Origin of the sequence: Bradyrhizobium genomosp. I (2014), assembly GCF_000261685.1 — a bacterium.
Classification (GTDB): Bacteria; Pseudomonadota; Alphaproteobacteria; order Rhizobiales; family Xanthobacteraceae; genus Bradyrhizobium.
The window spans coordinates 27,458-46,295 of sequence record NZ_AJQE01000144.1 but is presented as its reverse complement, the minus strand read 5'-3'; the positions used below and the strand labels follow the sequence as shown (position 1 = coordinate 46,295).

Here is an 18,838-nt window from a genome sequence, read left to right as displayed (position 1 = left end):
TTCCGTCTCACGCCTCCAATTGCTTGCCGATCGGAAGCGAGCGGATGCGTTTTCCCGTCGCCGCGAAGATTGCATTGATCAGGGCTGGCGCGAACGGGGGAACACCGGGCTCGCCGACGCCGCTCGGCGGCGTGTCGGGTCCGGGCGGCACGATGTAGACGTTGGTCACCACGGGAGATTCGTCGATCCTGACGACCTGGAAGTCGTCAAAATTCTTCTGCTGCACCTTGCCGTCCTTGAAGGTGATCTCGCCGTATTTGGCGAGACTGAGCCCCATGATCGCCGCACCTTCGATCTGTGAGGCGATGCGCTCGGGGTTGACGTAGGTGCCGCAGTCGATTGCGGTGTCGACCCTTGGCACCGTCAGCTTGCCCTTGTCGTCGACGGCCACCTCGACGATGGTCGCGATGTAGCTGACGAAGCTGCGGTGCACGGCGATGCCGAGACCGTGGCCCTTCGGCACCTTGCGTCCCCACTCGCCCTTCTCGGCGACCAGTTCGACCACCTTGCGCAGGCGCGCGGTGTCGATCGGGTAGCTGTCCTGGGGCTCGCCATAGTTCCAGAGGTCCTTCACGTTGGGCTTGACGATACGGGGCGAGCCGATCAGTTCGAGCAACATGTCTTTCTGGTCGCGGCCGGTCGCCTGCGCGATCTCGCCGACCATCGATTGCACCGCGAAGGCGCGCGGGATGTTCGAGACCGAGCGGAACCAGCCGATGCGGGTATGCGCGGCTGCTTCCGGATTCTCACAGGAGATGTTTGCGATCTCGAAGGGCATGTCGACGAGACCCATGCCGATCTCGAACGGTGCCTGATGCACCGTGCCGGCGGCAAAGGTCGAGGCGATGCTGGGAGCCACGCTGCGGTGGCGCCAGGCGATCACCTTGCCGCTCTTGTCGAGGCCGGCTTCGATCCGCTCGACCGAGACGGTGTGCAGGAATCCGTTGTGAACGTCGTCTTCCCGCGTCCACTGCACCTTCACCGGTGCGCCGAGCTCCTTCGACAGCAAGGCGGCCTCGAGCGCAAAGTCACATTTCGACTTGCGGCCGAACCCGCCGCCGAGCAGCGTCACGTTGACGGTGACGTTGCCTTCGGGGATGCCCAGCGTCTTGGCGACGTCCTCGCGGGTGCCGCCAGGGCTCTGCACTGGCGCCCAGATCTCCGCCTTGTCGCCCTTGACGTCTGCGACAGCCACCGGCGGCTCCATGGCGACATGGGCGAGATGCGGGATGTAGTACTCGCCGACGATCACCTTGTCGGCGCCCTTCAGGGCAGCGTCCGCATCGCCCTCCTTGCGCAGGACGAGGCCGGGCTTGCGCGAGGCTTCCTCCAGCTCCTTGCGATAGGCGACAGAGTCGTATTTGCCGTTGGGGCCGTCGTCCCAGACCAGCTTCAGTGCGTCGCGGCCCTTTATCGCCGCGCCGGTGTTGCGCGCGATCACGGCGACGCCGCCGAGCGGCTGGAACTTCGACGGCCACGGCCAGCCGCGCACCTGCATCACCTTCTCGACGCCCGGGACCTTCAGCGCCGCATCGGGATCGAACGAGACCAGCTTGCCGCCCGTCACCGGCGGGCGCGCGATCACCGCATACTTCATGTTGGGCAAGCGGACGTCCGCGCCGTAACGCGCCTTGCCGGTGGTGATGTCGTGGAGATCGACGATGCTGACCTCGCCCTTGCCGAGATAGCGGAAGTCCTTGGGATCCTTCAGCTTGAGGCCTTCGATAGCAGGCACGGATTCCTTGGCCGCGTCTGCTGCGAGCTCGCCGAAGCCCAGCTTGCGGCCGCTGGCACTGTGGACGACCTCGTGGTTGACCGCCTTGACCTCGGTCGCCGGTACGCCCCAGCGTTTGGCCGCGGCCTGCTCCAGCATGGCGCGGGCGGAGGCGCCGATCTGGCGCATCGGCATCAGATAGTGCCGCGTGCTGCGCGAGCCGTCGGTGTCCTGGTTGCCGAACTTGACCTCATCGCCATGGGCCTGCTGCACCTTGACCCTGGACCAGTCGGCTTCCATCTCCTCGGCCACGATCAGCGGCAGGCTGGTGCGCACGCCGGTGCCCATTTCCGAACGGTGCCCAACGATGGTGACGATGCCGTCGGGCGCGACCGAAACGAACACGCGCGGATCGACCACGACGCCGTGCGGCATCTTGCCGGCGCCGGTCTCATAGGCGAGCGCCTGGCGCGACATCACGGGGGCGGCGAGCACGAAGCCACCGGTGACGCCGAGCCCCTTCAGGATGCTGCGGCGCGAAACCTTCTCGACCCTGATCTGCTTCTCGAAACCGCGAAGCCTGCGGGGATTGTCGATGAAATTCATGTCACACTCCCGTCGATGCGAGATGGACGGCGTTCTCGATGCGCTGGTAGCAGCCGCAGCGGCAGATGTTGCCGGACATCGCCTCGCGGATCTGGTCGTGCGAGGGCTTGGGGTTGTCCATCAGGAGGGCCGCCGCCTGCATGATTTGGCCGGCCTGGCAGAAGCCGCATTGGGGCACGTTGACCTGGCGCCAGGCCTTCTGCACCGGGTGGTCGCCGTTGGGGTGCAATCCCTCGATCGTGGTGACCTCGCGTCCGGCGACGTCGTTGATCGACGTGATGCAGGCGCGAACCGCTTCCTTGTCGACGATGACGGTGCAGGCACCGCACAGGGCCTGGCCGCAGCCGTATTTGGTGCCGGTCAGCCCGGCCTCGTCACGCAGGAACCAGAGTAGCGGGAGATCCGGGTCGCCGTCCCAGCTCTGTTCCTGGCCGTTGATCTTCACCTTGATCATGATCGTCCCTCGCTCTTCATAAGCATGCCAAATTCAGAGTCCGCCGCCGCCGGTCGGCGACGGTTGTTGCGTCGTTTCGCCACGTCCCGCCGTTATCCCGCACGGGCAAATCCCGAAGGGGAGCAGGAACGCCAATGGCGATGTCTGGATGTGCTCGATACCTCCCGTTTTGTTCTTAATTGATTGTGTTTCGTGCGGCATCGTGACGGCGCGATCGTAGCAGAGACCGCTCCGGCTCGGCATTCACAGCCGAGTGTTCTCACCGGGAAAAGATTGCATCGATGGTTTGTCAAAAGCAGGGCGCGGCATCGCGCCGCGTGCTGCGCGAAAGGGGCCCAAACAGAAAAGCTTCGTCCGCCAGGAAGACTGCACGGACGAAGCAGGAGGCCTCAGTCGAGGGAGGGAGAAACGCAAGTGCCGCGAACTTCAAGCAGGAAGCGGACGGCCCCTGCGCAGTCATTCAGAGACCAGGACTGAGGATTTGGTGGCCCTCACATACGGTGCCGAAGCGGCGGCATCGCCGCGGGGGTCCCGGAACGGGACCTGTGCGGCTCGCCGGCGGCGATAGGCAGCCAGCGAGCCGAAGAAAGAAGGTCTGGGCCCAAGGCTCGCGGCCCAGCCAGGGACTTCCTAGGCGGCCTTGGCTTTCGCCACATGGGTCGCGATCGCGTCCATCAGTGCCGGCGACAGGCAGTCATAGGGCTCGAGCCCGATCTCCTTCAGCCGCGAACGGATGCCGGCCATCTGCTCCGGCTTCACCCCCGATTCGATCACCGAGGAGACGAAGGCGGCGAATTGCGGCGCCTGCGAGCCCTGCTCCTGGAACAATTCGGGATGGATGAAGTCGAGGCCGTAGAACGGATGGTTCTTGTTCTCGATGCGGCCGTACATGTGGGTGCCGCAGGCCTTGCAGGCGTGGCGCTGGATCACCGCGGAGGGGTCGACGATCTGCAGCTTGTCGCCGTTCTCCAGCACGGTGACGTTCTGGCGCGGTACCACGGCGACGACGGAGAAGGTCGCGCCCTGCGGCTTCCAGCACTTGGTGCAGCCACAGGCGTGGTTGTGTGCGACGTCGCCCTTGATGCCGACCTTGACCGGATGGTCCTTGCATTTGCAGACCAGCGTGCCGCCGGCGAAGGTGCCGCTGCCCTGCTTGATGCCGTTGTCGATCGATGGATGGAGTGCAACAGTCATGGGTCGATCCTCCTTGGTGTGATGGCTGTGAGCTAGAACACGACGACGGAACGGATGGATTTGCCCTCGTGCATGAGGTCAAAACCTTTGTTGATCTCCTCGAGCTTGAGCACATGGGTGATCATCGGATCGATCTGGATCTTTCCGTTCATGTACCAGTCGACGATCTTCGGCACGTCGGTGCGGCCGCGCGCGCCGCCGAAGGCGGTACCGCGCCAGTTGCGCCCGGTGACGAGCTGGAACGGGCGGGTGGAAATCTCCTTGCCGGCTTCGGCGACGCCGATGATGATCGAGGTGCCCCAGCCGCGATGGCAGGCTTCCAGCGCCTGGCGCATCACAGTGGTGTTGCCGGTGCAGTCGAACGTGTAGTCGGCACCGCCGTCGGTGAGGCCGACGAGGTGCTGGACGATGTCGCCGGTGACCTTCTTCGGGTTGACGAAGTGGGTCATGCCGAACCGCTTGCCCCACTCCTCCTTGGAATCGTTGATGTCGACGCCGATGATCTTGTCGGCGCCGGCCATCCTGGCGCCCTGGATCACGTTGAGGCCGATGCCACCGAGGCCGAATACGACCACGTTGGCGCCCGGCTCGACCTTGGCGGTGTTGACGACGGCGCCGACGCCTGTGGTGACGCCGCAGCCGATGTAGCAGCTCTTGTCGAACGGCGCGTCCTCGCGGATCTTGGCAACCGCGATCTCGGGCAGCACGGTGAAGTTCGAGAAGGTCGAGCAGCCCATGTAGTGGTAGATCGGCTTGCCCTTGTAGGAGAAACGGCTGGTACCGTCGGGCATTACGCCCTTGCCCTGCGTCGCGCGGATCGCGGTGCAGAGATTGGTCTTCTGGCTGAGGCAGCTTTTGCACTGCCGGCATTCCGGCGTGTAGAGCGGGATGACGTGATCACCCGGCTTCACCGAGGTCACGCCCGGACCGATCTCGCGGACGATGCCCGCCCCCTCATGTCCGAGGATCGACGGGAAAATTCCCTCGCTGTCGAAGCCGTCGAGCGTGTAGGCGTCGGTATGGCAGATGCCCGTGGCCTTGATCTCGACCAGGACTTCACCGGCCTTCGGACCTTCCAGATCGACCTCGACGATCTCGAGCGGCTTCTTCGCCTCGAAGGCGACCGCGGCACGTGTCTTCATCGTAAAACTCCTCAGATTTTCGAAAGGACGCCCAGGACTAAGTATCGGTGGGCTTCCAAACGTTCACTTCTTGCCCATGCACGAGTCTTCGTTTTTGGTGTAGGCGGCGTTCTTGTCCTCGTGCTTGCTCGGTCGGGCGCGGCCCCAGGCCTCGTTGGAGCGGGCCCGCAGATAGACGTAGAGATCGTCCATGTAGCAGGCGACGTTCGGGTTGTCGCCGAAGGCCGGCATCACGTTCTCTGCGGCAGTTGAGACATTCTTGCGGCCCGAGGCGACGACGCCCAGAAAATCGGCGTAGCTCATCGTCTTGAGCGAATCCTTCAGCGCCGGCGCGTAGGTCGAACCCATTCCGTCCGGGCCATGACAGACATGGCAGTCCGAGTGATAGCGGCGGTATCCCGAATAGGTGTACCAGTCCACGGATCCTTCGGTGATCTTGTAGGTCGGGTTTCCTTCCTTATCGAGCCATTCACCAGTGTCGTTCTGCTTGACGGCAGTCGGATCGCCCGAGCCGTCCGCAACAGCAATTCCTCCGGACGCAACCAAGACCATCGCAGCGATGAGAGAGCAGATTTTACGCAAGAGATTTTTCCTCGAGGAGCCCGGGGGAGACGAGCCGGCGCGTGGAGGTTATCCACGCGCCGGAGCGATGCTGATAGGCCTAGTTCGGCAGCGAGAACACGGTCAGCGTACCGCCGAGTGCCGTGTAGTTGCTGAGGGCCGCGTAGCCGCCGACTGCGCCGAGGCCGGCCGTCGGATCGGTCAGACCTGCCGCCAGACCGATGCCGGCCCAGCCACCAACGCCGGAGAGCACGGCGACGTACTGCTTGCCGCCGTTCTCATAGGTGGTGACGTTGCCGATGATGCCGGAGGGAGTCTTGAACTTGTAGAGCTCCTTGCCGGACTTGGCATCGACCGCCTTCAGGTAGCCTTCGAGCGTGCCGTAGAACACCACGCCGCCGGCGGTTGCGAGCGCACCCGACCAGACCGAGAACTGCTCCTTGTTCGACCAGACGATCTTGCCGGTCTTGCCGTCCCAGGCGATGAAGTTGCCCATGTGGCTCTCACCCGGGGGCGGATACATCGAGAGCGTCGCGCCCACATAGGGCTGGCCCGCGGTGTAGCTCACCTTGAACGGCTCGTAGTCCATGCAGACGTGGTTGGTCGGAACGTAGAACAGCTGCGTGTCCGGCGAGTAGGCCGCCGGCTGCTCGTCCTTGGTGCCGAGCGCGGCCGGGCAGATGCCCTTCACGTTGACGTCCTCGCCCGCCTTGTCGGTCGAAGCTGCGTCGAGCACCTTCGGACGGCCGTAGGTCGGCGAGTTCTTGTCCATGTCGACGCCGGAGGTCCAGTTCACCTTCGGATCGTACTTCTCGGCAACAAGCAGTTCGCCGGTGGCGCGGTCCATGGTGTAGGCGAGACCGTTGCGGTCGAAATGGGTCAGCAGCTTGCGCGGCTGGCCGTTGATCGACTGATCCGAGAGGATCATCTCGTTGACGCCGTCATAGTCCCATTCGTCGTGGGGCGTCATCTGATAGACCCACTTGGCGACGCCGGTGTCCGGGTTGCGCGCCCAGATCGTCATCGACCATTTGTTGTCGCCGGGACGCTGCTTCGGATTCCAGGTCGAGGGATTGCCCGATCCGTAATAGACGAGGTTCAGTTCTGGGTCGTAGGAGATCCAGCCCCAGGTAGCGCCGCCGCCGATCTTCCACTGATCACCCTGCCAGGTCTTGAGGCTGGAGTCCTTGCCGATCGGCTTGCCGAGCGCGGTGGTCTTCTCGGCGTCGACCAGAAGCTGGTTGTCCGGCCCTTCCGAATATCCGCGCCAGGCCAGCTTGCCCGTCTTGATGTCGTAGGCCGACATATGAGCCTGGACGCCGAACTCACCGCCGGAGATGCCGATCAGCACCTTGTCCTTGATGACCATGGGCGCCGACGTGCCGGTCTCGCCCTTGCTGGGATCGCCATTCTTGGTGGACCATGCAACCTGACCGGTCTTGGCATCGAGCGCGACCAGGGTCGTGTCGGCCTGATGCAGGAAGATCTTGCCATCGCCGTAGGCGAGGCCACGGTTGACCGTGTCGCAGCACATCACCGGGATGACGTTCGGATCCTGCTTCGGCTCGTACTTCCAGACGATCTTGTTCTCCTGCGAAAGGTCAATGGCATAGACCTTGTTCGGGAACGGCGTGTGGACGTACATGATGTTGCCGATGATCAGCGGGCCGCCTTCATGGCCGCGCAGCACGCCGGTCGAGAAGGTCCAGGCAACCTGGAGCTTGCCCACGTTCTGCGCGTTGATCTGGTTGAGCTTGGAATAGCGGGTATTGGCATAGTCGCCGGTCGGCATAACCCAGTCTTTCGGGTTCTGCGACATCTTGATCAGCTCGTCATTGGCTGAGGCGCCCCCGACGGCGAGAGCCGCCGCGGAGCCGAGAAAGGTCGCCAGTAGCACCTTGCGCATAGTCATTCCTCCGTTGGTCTCGTTTATTGTTTCCGAAGCATTACCGATTCACCGGGCTTCTCTCCGGCGTCTGCTCGTGCAGGGCGGTCACGATTGGGACCAGAAACGATGCTGTGCTGTTTCCTCCTCCTGATGAGGGCCACGGGTCCACGTGCAGGAGCGGCCCGTCCTTGTTGTTCCTGCCGCAATCCCTAACGACTTCGGCAACGGGAAACTTGCCCAAGAGAGAAGCCAGTTTGCTCGACAGCGCACGAGGGTAAAGATTTTGATTTTGCAGTAGCGAATTCAGCGGCTTCGGCGCTGCGCCGTGCGGAAGCTCAGCGCTCAGGTTCCCCTTGACGGCCGTGCAACTAAGGCGGAGGATTGTACCCAAAGGGTGGCAATGGAACGATGGCGCCTTGTTCCACAAGATCGCTCGATTTCGAGGTAAACGTCACGCAATCACGGCTGAGGGCTCCGGCAGCGCTGGTCGCGATTCGCGTCGAATCTCCCGATCAAACCAGTGGCTGGATTAATGTCCGACACAATTCACACGCTCTCGACGACCGGATTGACGCCGAAGCGGCAGATCCAGAGCTGGATCGACGGGCTGACGAGCCTGTGTGGGCATTTCGACGTCGATCCGCTGGAGGCGTCCTCGCTCGAAGGTCGCATCGACTACACCAGCGTCTCGCGCCTGAAGCTCTGCCAGATCGAGGTGAGCCAGCATCGCATCGCGCACACGCTGGCGCGAGCCAAGGCCAACGAACACCCCTACATCAAGATCCACTTCCAGACCTACGGGGTGTCCTATTTCGAACAAGAAGGCCGCCACATCGAAATCAACCCCGGCGACATCATCGCCTACGACGTCTCTTGCCCGCATTCGATCATCAGCCCCGCGTTCACGCGTCACGACGTGGTGATCGTGCCGAAGGCTCTGCTGCGCGATCGGGGATTCCCGTCCCAGCGGATGCCCGCCTGCAAGCTGTCGTCGAAGACAGGTACGGGGCGGATCGCCCATGATTTCGTCCACGCGACCTTCGACGAGGCGGCAAAGCTGTCGGCCAACAGCGCGGTCGGCGTCGCCGATTCGCTGATCGATCTGTTGCTGTTGCCGCTGCGCGAGGCCGATACGATGTTCGATCGCGTCGGGCCCGAAGCGATGTATGTGCGCGCGCAGTTCTTCATCCGCGAGCACTTGCGCGATCCGGATCTGTGCATCGACCAGATCTCGGCCGAGCTCGGCTGCTCCAAACGATATCTTCACATGCTGTTCTCGGAGCGCGGCACGACGGTGAGCGACTACATCTGGCAGGCGCGGTTGCAGAACTGCCGCCAGGAGCTCGAGGCCCACGCCGGCAAGACCATCACCGACGTCGCGTTCTCCTGGGGTTTCTCCAGCTCATCGCATTTCAGCCGGGTGTTCCGGAAATATTTCGGCGTGGTGCCGTCCTCGATCCACAAGGCGCAGCAGGGCACGGCGAGTTCGAACGAGCACTAGACGTTTTCGAGCGAATGTCCCCAAAGCATCATCCGGAAAGGCGCGCAGCGGTTTTCCCTCGCGACAAACGCGGAACGCGTTTGCGCGGAGATCATGCTCAAACCGCAACCTTGAGCGCGATGACAATTGTCCTAACGTTCAGGCCGGCTCGAGGCCGAGCGACCGTGCGCTCTCGATCCAGATCGGCAGCTCACGCTGGTACAGCGCATTGGTTTCCTTGAAGCCAATTGCCGGTTCGAGCACGAAGGTGGCGAGAACCTCCTTCATGGCCGCCAGGCGAGACAGATTGGCGCATCACCGCTGAATGATTTTCGTCCAGACGTCGCCCAGGATCGCGGGCTCGCGTGGCGGCAGATAGGTGAGGCCGGCCTGCCTGCCGAATTCGGCGATCTTGCCTTCGGCGGCAAGCTGGCCCAGCGCCTTGTTGACGGTCTCGATCAGCGCGCCATCGCTGGCGAGCCCGACATAGCCGCGATTGGCTCCGATCGGATAATAGTAGCCGGAGGCTGTAATCGACGTATCGGGGTGCGCGGCGCGATGGGCGTCGAAGCGCGCAAGATCGATCAGCGTCGCGTCATGGTCGCCACGCTGGAGCGAGCCCAGGAGATCGTCGCGGCCGGGGACGAGATGAGTGATGCTGTCGATCAGTCGGCCCTTGTCGAAGGTCATCAGGATGGCGTCGCCGAGCGAGCCGCTTTCGATGACGAGACGAAGGCCGGCGAGATCGCCGATGTCGCCGATCGTGCGGCCGCGGGCCTTCGGCCCGAGCACCACCGTCATCGGCGAATAGACGTAAGGCCGGCTCGGCGCGAGCACGCCGAGCGGGACGCGGCGCCGCCGATCGTCGCGTGTGGCCCCGGCGAAATCCGGCAAGCGCGCCGTCTTCATCCCGGGCACGACGAGCGAATCCTGCGTCAGTGCGTAGCCGCCGACGAGCGAGCAGCGCCCATCCGAGAGCAGCGCGTTGGCCTCGAGCTGCGGGCTCGAATCCTCGTCCAGCCTGCTCTCGAACCACTGGATCGCCAGCGGCCGTCCGAGCCGCTCCGCCATCGCCTTTGCCAGCAGCACGTCGAAGCCGGCATCCGGCTTGCCGCGGTGGTGCATCGAGAGCGGCGGCCGGTCCTCGTCGAGACAGATCTTCAGGGGATCGTCGGCCGCAAGAGCGACCGACGCCATCGTGGAGAGAAAGGCCGCAACGCTCCACGCAATGTGCCGGCCCCTCATGGCTTCCTCCGGCTGGAGATGAAGGCCCAGAGATCCCCAATCTGGTCGTCGCTGAGGATGTCGCCCCAGGGCGGCATCCTGTTGTTCTTGCCGTTCTTGACCGTGGTGACGAAGCGCGTCCTGTCGTCCGGGAAGACGCGCAGGTCCGGCGTGATGGTGCCGGAGTTCATCAGGTTGGGGCCATGGCAGTGTGAGCATTTCTCGGCATAGGTCGACTTGCCGTGGTCGATCTGCGCCTGCAGGGGATTTCCGGTTGCGTCATCCGCGGCGCGAACGGTCGCCGCAAGCGCGACCGTCAGCACCGCGACGGTGGCGATCGTCGCCACCGTCCTGTGCAATACTTCTCTCAGCATCGTGCCGTGGCTATTGCTTGACCGCAAAGACCCACAGCGAGCCGCCGGGCGGCACCTTGGCAAGCCGCTCGTCGCCGGAGAACAACGAGTAGACGCCGCCATAGCCGCTCGTCACCGCGACGTACTGCACGCCATCCTGCTGCCAGGTCACCGGCTGTCCCTCGATGCCCGACCCGGTCTGGAACTGCCAGAGCTTCTTGCCGGTGTCGGCGTCGAAGGCCTCGAACTCGCCGGTCAGTGCGCCCGAGAACACGACGCCGCCGGCCGTCGACAGCACGCCCGAGAAGCGCGGAATGTCGCTCGGCGCTTCCCACTTCGACTTGCCGGTCATGGGGTCGATGGCCTTGAGGTGACCGCGCGGGCCATCGCCGAACTCCCAGGGGTCGGTCAGGTCCATGCCGAGATACCACTCACCCTGCTTGAAGGTGACGGGCTCGGCCTTGTACTTGCCGCCGAAGTTGAGCGTGTTGGCGTAGGCCAATCCGGTCTGCGGATTGAACGACATCGGCTCCCAGTTCTTGCCGCCGAGGATGGACGGATAGACCGTCACCTTCTTGCCCTCGCGCGCGTCCTTGGAAACGTCGGTCTCGATCGGTCGGCCCGTCTTCATGTCGATGCCGGTCGCCCAGTTGACTTTCACGTAGGGATTGGCCGCGAGTAGCTTTCCGTTGGTGCGGTCGAGCACGTAGAAGAAGCCGTTGCGGTTGGCGTCCATCAGCACCTTGGTCGGCTTGCCCTCGATCGTCATGTCGGCGAGGACCATCTCGGCCACGGCGTCGTAGTCGAACGGATTGTTCGGCGAGAACTGATAGTGCCACTTGATCTTGCCGGTCTTGGGATCCATCGCCAGCACGGAGCAAGTGTAGAGGTTGTCGCCGGGGCGGACCGCCGAATTGAACGGTCCGGGATTGCCGATCCCCCAATAGACCGTGTTCAGCTCGGGGTCGTAAGAACCCGTGATCCAGGTCGAGCCGCCGCCGAGTTTCCAGGTGTCGCCTTTCCAGGTGTCGCCGCCGGGCTCGTCCGGCGAGGGGATCGAGTGGGTGCGCCACAGATGCTTGCCCGTCGCCGGATCCCAGCCGTCGATGAAGCCGCGGGTGCCGAATTCGGCGCCGGAGATGCCGGTGATGACGACGCCGTCCGCGACCAGCGGCGCCACCGTCATCGAATAGCCTTCCTTGATGTCGGCCGCCTTCTGCCGCCACAGCTCCTTGCCGTTCTTGGCATCGAGCGCGATCACGTTCGCGTCGAGGGTGGTGCGGAATACCTTGCCGTCATACAGCGCGGCGCCGCGATTGATGATGCCGCAGCAGACGATGCGCGGCGTCTCGGCGGGATATTCGACCTTGGTCTTCCAGATCTGCTTGCCGGTCTTGGCGTCGACCGCCATGGTCGCGTTGTGCGAGGTCACGTAGATCACGCCCTGGTACACCAGCGGCTGCGATTCCTCGCTTCGATCGTCGTTGAAGGAGTAATTCCAGACCGGGACGAGGTTCTTGACGGTGTCCTTGTTGATCTGGTTCAGCGTCGAGAAGCGCTGGAGATTGTAGCCCATTCCGTAATTGAGAACGTTCGACGTGTCGGTCGCGCCCTTGACCAGCTGATCGGTGGTTTGTGCATTTGCACAGGTTGACGCAAGCATGACGAGGCTCGCGGCCATCGCAAAGCGTTTCATCCGTTCCTCCCAATATGCGCGCCTTTTGACGCTGCGACTGCAACACTCGGCCTGAAAGCAAAACACGTCAATACGAAAGTCGTGAGCGTCGTGCCGATATGGTTGGACGCGGTGCCGGTCACCCGACGGAAACCTGACGCAAGCAACTCCTACTTGTGCGGAGACGCTGATAAAATTCCGCGGCACGAAGCAGTCTCGGGCGCAGGTCGCGGGGCGCATGGCCGGGTTGTCCCGGGTTGTGGCCCGCGCAAGTTGCAGGTCCAGACTTGAACCGAGGCTCGCTTGTGGATTTATGTCGTTTCTGTCCCCACCGATCGGGGCTCTTCGTCAGGGAGGTCCAGATGATTTCGCGTCGTTCAATTGCTCTTGCGCTTACGATTGCATTGCCAGCCGGTCCGGCGTGGTCGGCCTCCGGCAACGCGGTCAAGTTGTTCGACACCGACAATGACGGCACGCTCGATCTTGCCGAGGTGAAGAAGGCGGCCGCCGCATTGTTCACAAAGCTCGATCCCGATCACGACGGCACGCTTGATGCACGCGAATTGCGTGGGCGGTTGACGGCAAAGGAGCTCGCCGCCGCCGATCCCGACCGCGACGGGACACTTACGCTCGACGAATATCTGTCCGTGGTCGAGCAGCGCTTCAACGCTGCGAATCCCGACAGGGATGGAACGCTGGATGCGAAGGAGCTGAATTCGCGCGCCGGCCGCTCGCTGCTGCGATTGTTGCGGTGAGCGCCGCAATCGGAACGGACATGCCGAGGGCAGCGTTTGCCATGATTCCGGCCTGACGCTCGGGGCCCGCGCAACATCCGCCCACCAGCACGATAAATCGTGCTGGTGGGCGAAACCGCGGCTTCCTCCGAGGATGCGCAGCGGCAAATGCAGAGTGAGCCGGCGGCGGCTCGGCGTGCCGAAGGTGCCAGGCCGAACGCCGCAATGGCCGAGAAGGGCTGCGGACGGCGCCGTTGTCGATTCGAAGTGCGGTGCATCGCACAAGGTGCTGCTGTTTCCCAGGTCTCGTTTGACCAAGAGGGAACTGGCTTTGTCCGAGAGTGAAATGCAGCCGCGAAGAATCGACGCTGACGGTCGCGGGAGTCGAATCGAGGCTTGAACTGCACCTGACGCAGCCCTAGGTTTTGCGCCGCGCGATGTCGCGCTCAACACCTTGGGAGACCCGAATGGCTTGGAAAGCTCCGAAGATCGTGGAAGTGCCGGTCGGCATGGAAATCAACATGTACGCCTGCGCTTCGCGCAAGTAAGATCGACGACCTGCGGCGGCTTCGATGGCGAATGCGATCGAAGCCGCGGCAGTGTCGGACCTCGGCCTTGCCTCGTCGTGCTCCGTGCTTCCTCCGTGCTTCGCGAGTGACGCCGAGCTGCGCGTGTGCAGGCTTCAATCCTCTCCCATCAGAATCTCGACCACGCTCCGCGGCGGTGTGTTACGCTGACGCTCGTCAGCGCTGCCGCCGCATCCGCGGCGGCGCGCGCCTTCGGGACAAGGGATGCGCGGCAGAGCCTTTAAGTCTTGGATGGTGATCGGGTGCGCGATTGCGCTCGCACCGGCGCGCACCAGCGCGGAGGAAGGTTTTGATACCGAGCACATTTTCGGCTTCATGATCGGCACCGATGTCGGCAATGCCGGCGAGCGCGAATTCCAGACCCAGACGACGGGGCGCTTCGGCAAGGGCGGAGGGGCCTATCGCGCCCTCGAGCACGAGGTCGAGATCGAGGTGGTGCCGCTGCCGAATTTTCGTGTCGAGGTCGGCGGCACCGCCAGCTTGCACGACATCACCGGCGTCCCTGAAATCGACGACCGCCGCCAGTTCAACTTCCAGGGCGCCTCGCTCGACCTGCGCTATCGGCTGCTGGATCGCAACCGCGCGCCGTTTGGCCTCACCGTCGCTGCCGAACTGCACGGCGACCGCATCGACGAGACCAGCGGCGCGAAAGGGCGGATGTACGGCACCGAGTTCACGCTGGCCCTCGACCGCGAACTCATCCCGAGCTTCGCCATCGGCGCCGTCAACCTGATCTATCAACCGGAATGGGCGCGCTTCGAGGTTGGAGGGGTATCCGAGAAGAGCTCAACGATCGGCGCGGCGTTTGCCGGCCTGGTGCGCGTGCGGCCGAATGTGCTGCTCGGTGGGGAGTTGCGCTATTTCCGGCAGTATGAGGGGATCGGCCTTGGCGAGTTTTCAGGCCAGGCCCTGTTCGTCGGCCCCACCGCCTATTTCCAGCTGTCCGAGCGCTCGCGGCTGACCTTGAGCTGGAGCATGCAGGCTTGGGGACGTCCGGTCGGATCGAGCGCCAATCTCGACCTCGTGAATTTCGAGCGGCACCAGGCCCGGATGGTGTTCGGGATCAACTTCTAGCTGCGGGTCGTGATCCCCGGGCGTGTCCTGACTTGTCCCGGCCATGACGATGTGGCGGCTTCGGCGTTTTGCTTCGCCACAACAGCGAGGGGGAGGTGAGATAGTTCCCACTGCATTCCTCAACCGCTTGAAACTTCCCCCTCCTTGGCACGTAATCTTTCGTGCTAACCTCCATTGCCCCTTGCGAGAGGATCCCGGCATGAACCCGATTGACCTGGTGGTGACTGTGTGTGCGGTGCTCTCGCCGGCGACCTGCGAGGAGCAGCACCTGGTGTTCAACTATTTCGGGTCGCCGCGGCAATGTGTGATGGCCGCGCCGCCCTATATCGCGCAATGGGTCGGCGAGCATCCGAAATGGCACGCGGTGCGGTGGCGCTGCGAATATCCGCACACGCATGACAAGGCGTGAGCGGCGCCGCTACTTGGTGCAATCCTTCAAATCCTTGTCGGCGATTGAGAACACCGCGTCGGCCCTGATCTCGATGCTGCGGACGATGCACTGCCGGCCGTTGGGATAGCTTACCCTGGCGTCGTAATGGCCCGGCTCGACGCCGTTGATGCGCAGCCGCTCGTCGTGGTCGACCTCCTTGTCCTTGTCGTTCAAGCATTGGTTCGGACCCCAATCGGTCCTGCCAGCGGGAGCGAGCTGGAAGCCGGAGATGGTTTCGGTCGTCAGATTCCAGAGCCGGATTCCCTTGCCCTTGGCCTGCGCGGCGGCCTCGCCGGCAAGCGTCAGCGACGCGATCAATGCCAGAACCCAACGCATCAAGAAGTCCTCCCAAAGGCGCGCCGTCATTCCCTGATCAGGCGTTCGCGGTTCCTTGCCTTGTCGAAATTCTTGGCGCGGTCAAGGCCGTTCGGCGCGATCAGCTTGGCGGAGGCGAGATCGGCGCCGTCGAAATCGGCGTCGAAGACGATGGCGCCGGTCAGATCGGCTCCGCCGAGTTGGGCGTTCTTTAGCGATGCACCGCTCAGGTCGGCGCCCCTGAGGACCGCGAATTCGAGGTCGACGCGTGACAAATCGGCGTTGCGCGCGTTCAGCCGTTCCAGGTTGGCGGATCGCAGCACCGCGCGGATCAGCCCCATCGACTGGTTGCGCATATCGGCGCCAAGCTTCGCGTCCGCGATCGAGGCGCCGACCATGCTTGCGCCGGTGAGATCGGCCGCGATGCGCGCTCCCGACAGGTTCGCGCCGTCGAGACGTGCGCGGGCCATTTGCGACGCGAACAGATTGGCTCCCTTCAGGCTTGCGCCGGTAAGATCCGCATCCAGCAGCCACGCCTGATCGAGGATTGCACGGTCAAGCCTGGCGTCTCGGAGTATCGTCCTGTTGAGCCGCGCGGCGCGGAGAACCGCGTCGGACAGGTCCAGGCCCGAGAGATCGAGGCCCGACAGGCGTTTGCCGGTGAAATCGGCGGGTTGCGCAGCGCTGGTTTTGGCCAGCACCGCCTCGACCTCTGGCCTGGTCATTTCGGCCGAGACCATCGCGGGGGAGGTGAGGTCGACGTCACGCATCATGTCCTGCGCGTCCGCCGTCATGGTGACGAGTGCAAGACCAAGCGTTGCAAGCGTTGAGAGGGCGAGCGTCCGCGTCATCATCAACTCCGCCGCCGGCCTTTCTAGCACGTCCGCCAGGCGACCGGCTATGAGATATCTCGTTCGACGCGGTCGCCTTGAGTTCGTTGGGCGAGGCCGGCCTTGATCGCCGCAATCTCGGCCTCGCCGCGTGTGTCACGCGGGACATCGATAGGCACTTCCGCCACGATCCGCGCTGGCCGGGGCGATAGGAAGAACAGCCGATCGCCCAGCCGCACTGCGTCGTCCAGGCTGTGCGTCACCAAAAGCGTCATCACCGGCCGGCTCGCGACGAGCGTCGCAATCTCATCGCGCAGGCGTCCAGCGAGAGCGTCATCGAGTGATGCCAGCGGTTCGTCGAGCACCAAAATATCCGGCTCGACGGCAAAGGCGCGGGCCAGCGCGACGCGACGGGCAAGGCCCAGCGACAATTCGCCGGGGAAATGGCTGCGATGCGCGTCCAGCTCCAGGATCTTGAACAGCTCCGACAGCCTGGCGTCGGTGATGTCGGGTGCAGCGAGCCGCACATTCTGCTCGACCGAGCGCCACGGCAGCAGCCGCGGCTCCTGGAACACCATGCCAATCCGCGCCTCCGGCGGTCGCGCGACGTGGCCTGCAAAGTCATGGTCCAATCCCAGGATGATGCGCAGCATCGTGCTCTTGCCGCAGCCGGACGGTCCGATCAGCACGCCGACCTCGCCGGATTGAAGCGCGAATTGGACCGGCGCCAGCACCTCGTGCATTCCGCCCGCGGCACTTCTGAAGGTCTTGCCTTTGATCTCGACCTCAAGCCGCACGGGGTCGCCACCTGTTTGCGCGGGCTTCGAACGGCTGCACCAGCACGGTTTCGATGACGAGCACGACGGCGGCGAAGGTCAGGGAATAGGCCAGCAGCCGCGGCGTGTCGAACAGCTGGAAGGCGACGCCGATCTCGAAGCCGACGCCGTTGGGCCGTCCCAGCAGTTCGGCGACCAGCACGATCTTCCACACCAGCGATAGTCCCGAGCGGGCCGAGGCCGCGATATAGGGCGCAAGCTGCGGCAGCACGACGTGGCGGAACGCGCGCCAGCGCGGCATCGCGAACACGCTCGCCATCTCGTCGAGCGAGCGGTCGAGCGCGCGGGCGCCCTCGCGCAAGGTGACGATTGCGGTCGGCAGCTTGTTGATGGCAATCGCCGCAATCGCGGCGGCTTCAGTGAGCCCTGCCCAGATATAGGCCAGCACGATCACGACCAATGCGGGGAGATTGAGCAGCAGGATCAGCCAGGGATCGCCGAGCCGGTCGGCGAGCTTCACCCGACCCATCAGGTAGCCGATCGCGCTGCCGAGCGACATCGCCAGCACGAAGGCGAGCGTGACGCGTGCCAGTGTGGCGCCGAGATGCAGGAACAGCGCCCCGGACGAAGCTTCCGCGATCATCACCTGGAGCACGGCCGGCGGGGAGGGCAGCTTCGCGCCGCCGGCGAACAACGCGGCGATCCACCAGATTGCGAGGAACAGGGCGAACGAGAGAAGACGCAGCAACTCAGTCTCCGGGGACTGCGTGATAGAAGGTGCCGGGATCGAGCTCGGCCGCCGGGCCAACGAGATCGCGGCCGCCGATCTCGGCCAGCACGCGGTAGAGCACGCGTGCGTCCTCTTCCTCTTCATCGATGCTTCGGCGCGGGATACCATCGCGATAGCGGTCGCGGTAGGTCTTGAGCATGGCCGGATCAGTAGTGCCAGTGAGCGGCGCGATCTTCTCCCAGGCCGCGTCCGAGGTCACGAGCAACTGCTTGGCCTTGCGGGTCATCGCGATGAAGCGCGCTATCGCCTCGCGATGGCTCGCCGCCCAGCTTTCGTCGAAGACATAGCCGACGGCCGAGACCGCGCCCTTGGCGCCGAGCTTCGGCAGGATGTCCTCGATGCCGGCGAGGCGGCGAAAACCCTTGGCCTCGAGCTGGGCGCAGAAATTCCAGAAATTGAGGCTTGCATCCATCTCGCCGTCGAGCGCCTTGGCGGCGATCAGGGGCGGCGCACCGTAGACGATGGTTGCCTCCGACTTCAGGTCGATGCCGTCCTGCTTCATCCGCGCCTGGAGCAGCAGCCAGCTCTTGTCGATCGCCCCGCCGGCGACGGCGAGCTTGCGGCCCCTGAGGTCGGCGAGCGTCTTGATTGGAGAAGCCGCCGGCACCATCACCGCGCCCAGCGCGCTGGAATAAGGATAGAAACTGAGCTTGGCGCCGAGCGCGCGTTCGCGCGACACCCACAGCCAGTCCGACAGGATGATGTCGGCGCTGCCGGCGCGCATCGCGATCTTGCCGGCCTCGGTGCTCGCGAGTTCGGTGACTTCGAGCGACAGGCCGGCCTCCCTATCGAGACCGCTCGCACGGATCGCGGCCAGCTCCCAGGAGAATGTTCCGGTTTTCTGCACCGCAAGGCGGATCGTATCCGCGGCGCGGCCGGGCGCGGCTAGCGTCAGCGCCAGCGTCGCCGCGAGCGCTACTGTTCGACCAAATGCCCTTGTCACGCCAAATGCTCTCATCGCCTTGTGAGCCGTTTCCTCTGACAGAGTGCTTTTCAGGACAATACGCATAG

General features: G+C 64.0%; 19 protein-coding genes and 1 pseudogene. 5 read left to right on the top strand and 15 right to left on the bottom strand.

What is annotated here, in order from left to right:
- Positions 1–7 precede the first annotated feature (7 nt).
- The 6 genes from IC50_RS14030 to xoxF5 all read right to left on the bottom strand — a co-directional run bounded on the left by IC50_RS14030 (position 8) and on the right by xoxF5 (position 7,577).
- Positions 8–2,320 (bottom strand): xanthine dehydrogenase family protein molybdopterin-binding subunit, encoded by a 2,313-nt coding sequence (locus tag IC50_RS14030; RefSeq protein WP_035705274.1) that lies wholly within the window; start codon positions 2,318–2,320, stop codon positions 8–10.
- 1 nt (position 2,321) lies between these two features.
- Positions 2,322–2,774, bottom strand: coding sequence for a (2Fe-2S)-binding protein (locus IC50_RS14025; RefSeq protein WP_008144235.1), 453 nt, complete (start codon positions 2,772–2,774; stop codon positions 2,322–2,324).
- Positions 2,775–3,404: 630 nt separating this feature from the next.
- Entirely contained in the window at positions 3,405–3,968 is a 564-nt protein-coding gene (gene gfa / locus IC50_RS14020) for an S-(hydroxymethyl)glutathione synthase (RefSeq protein ID WP_035705272.1), read from the bottom strand.
- 32 nt (positions 3,969–4,000) lie between these two features.
- The gene (locus IC50_RS14015; protein WP_035705270.1) at positions 4,001–5,110 is read right to left on the bottom strand and encodes an S-(hydroxymethyl)glutathione dehydrogenase/class III alcohol dehydrogenase; all 1,110 of its coding nucleotides are present in this window, start codon (positions 5,108–5,110) and stop codon (positions 4,001–4,003) included.
- A gap of 63 nt (positions 5,111–5,173) precedes the next feature.
- Positions 5,174–5,662: a c-type cytochrome, methanol metabolism-related gene (locus IC50_RS14010; RefSeq protein ID WP_035705268.1), complete on the bottom strand. Its 489-nt coding sequence runs from the start codon at positions 5,660–5,662 to the stop codon at positions 5,174–5,176.
- 109 nt (positions 5,663–5,771) lie between these two features.
- Positions 5,772–7,577 carry a lanthanide-dependent methanol dehydrogenase XoxF5 gene (gene xoxF5, locus IC50_RS14005; protein ID WP_035705266.1) on the bottom strand — a complete coding sequence of 602 codons (1,806 nt, stop codon included), beginning with the start codon at positions 7,575–7,577 and terminating at the stop codon, positions 5,772–5,774.
- Positions 7,578–8,091: 514 nt separating this feature from the next.
- On the opposite strand from xoxF5, the gene IC50_RS14000 reads away from it, so the two are divergent.
- Positions 8,092–9,060 carry a helix-turn-helix domain-containing protein gene (locus tag IC50_RS14000; protein WP_035705265.1) on the top strand — a complete coding sequence of 323 codons (969 nt, stop codon included), beginning with the start codon at positions 8,092–8,094 and terminating at the stop codon, positions 9,058–9,060.
- Positions 9,061–9,198: 138 nt separating this feature from the next.
- Here the strand turns inward: IC50_RS14000 and IC50_RS41280 are convergent.
- The 4 genes and pseudogenes from IC50_RS41280 to IC50_RS13985 form a co-directional block, all read right to left on the bottom strand.
- Positions 9,199–9,327: pseudogene (locus IC50_RS41280) on the bottom strand (tripartite tricarboxylate transporter substrate binding protein); the annotation flags it as partial.
- Positions 9,328–9,354: 27 nt separating this feature from the next.
- A complete protein-coding gene (locus tag IC50_RS13995; protein WP_035705263.1) occupies positions 9,355–10,284 on the bottom strand; it encodes a transporter substrate-binding domain-containing protein in 930 nt (309 codons plus the stop codon).
- Positions 10,281–10,637, bottom strand: a complete 357-nt coding sequence (locus IC50_RS13990) for a c-type cytochrome (protein ID WP_035705261.1) — start codon at positions 10,635–10,637, stop codon at positions 10,281–10,283. The genes IC50_RS13995 and IC50_RS13990 overlap by 4 nt, the downstream gene beginning before the upstream one ends.
- A 10-nt stretch (positions 10,638–10,647) precedes the next feature.
- Positions 10,648–12,312, bottom strand: coding sequence for a methanol/ethanol family PQQ-dependent dehydrogenase (locus tag IC50_RS13985; protein ID WP_035705260.1), 1,665 nt, complete (start codon positions 12,310–12,312; stop codon positions 10,648–10,650).
- Between the two features lie 341 nt (positions 12,313–12,653).
- On the opposite strand from IC50_RS13985, the gene IC50_RS13980 reads away from it, so the two are divergent.
- The 4 genes from IC50_RS13980 to IC50_RS13965 all read left to right on the top strand — a co-directional run bounded on the left by IC50_RS13980 (position 12,654) and on the right by IC50_RS13965 (position 15,095).
- Positions 12,654–13,046: an EF-hand domain-containing protein gene (locus IC50_RS13980; RefSeq protein WP_035705258.1), complete on the top strand. Its 393-nt coding sequence runs from the start codon at positions 12,654–12,656 to the stop codon at positions 13,044–13,046.
- A 446-nt stretch (positions 13,047–13,492) separates the two neighbouring features.
- Positions 13,493–13,573, top strand: a complete 81-nt coding sequence (pqqA, locus tag IC50_RS13975; RefSeq protein ID WP_008562446.1) for a pyrroloquinoline quinone precursor peptide PqqA — start codon at positions 13,493–13,495, stop codon at positions 13,571–13,573.
- A gap of 270 nt (positions 13,574–13,843) precedes the next feature.
- Entirely contained in the window at positions 13,844–14,686 is an 843-nt protein-coding gene (locus IC50_RS13970; protein WP_035705257.1) for a hypothetical protein, read from the top strand.
- Positions 14,687–14,885: 199 nt separating this feature from the next.
- A complete protein-coding gene (locus IC50_RS13965; protein WP_035705255.1) occupies positions 14,886–15,095 on the top strand; it encodes a hypothetical protein in 210 nt (69 codons plus the stop codon).
- A gap of 9 nt (positions 15,096–15,104) precedes the next feature.
- Here the strand turns inward: IC50_RS13965 and IC50_RS13960 are convergent, their stop codons facing one another.
- Genes IC50_RS13960 through IC50_RS13940 form a run of 5 tightly spaced genes read right to left on the bottom strand, consistent with a single transcriptional unit; the run spans position 15,105 to position 18,785 of the window.
- A complete protein-coding gene (locus IC50_RS13960; protein ID WP_035705315.1) occupies positions 15,105–15,452 on the bottom strand; it encodes a hypothetical protein in 348 nt (115 codons plus the stop codon).
- A 26-nt stretch (positions 15,453–15,478) separates the two neighbouring features.
- The gene (locus tag IC50_RS13955) at positions 15,479–16,282 is read right to left on the bottom strand and encodes a pentapeptide repeat-containing protein (RefSeq protein ID WP_035705314.1); all 804 of its coding nucleotides are present in this window, start codon (positions 16,280–16,282) and stop codon (positions 15,479–15,481) included.
- A 47-nt stretch (positions 16,283–16,329) separates the two neighbouring features.
- Positions 16,330–17,058 (bottom strand): ABC transporter ATP-binding protein, encoded by a 729-nt coding sequence (locus tag IC50_RS13950; protein ID WP_035705254.1) that lies wholly within the window; start codon positions 17,056–17,058, stop codon positions 16,330–16,332.
- Positions 17,048–17,785, bottom strand: a complete 738-nt coding sequence (locus IC50_RS13945; protein ID WP_035705253.1) for an ABC transporter permease — start codon at positions 17,783–17,785, stop codon at positions 17,048–17,050. The genes IC50_RS13950 and IC50_RS13945 overlap by 11 nt, the downstream gene beginning before the upstream one ends.
- Position 17,786: 1 nt before the next feature.
- Complete coding sequence (locus tag IC50_RS13940; protein ID WP_050990990.1) at positions 17,787–18,785, bottom strand: ABC transporter substrate-binding protein; 999 nt, start codon at positions 18,783–18,785, stop codon at positions 17,787–17,789.
- Positions 18,786–18,838 lie beyond the last annotated feature (53 nt).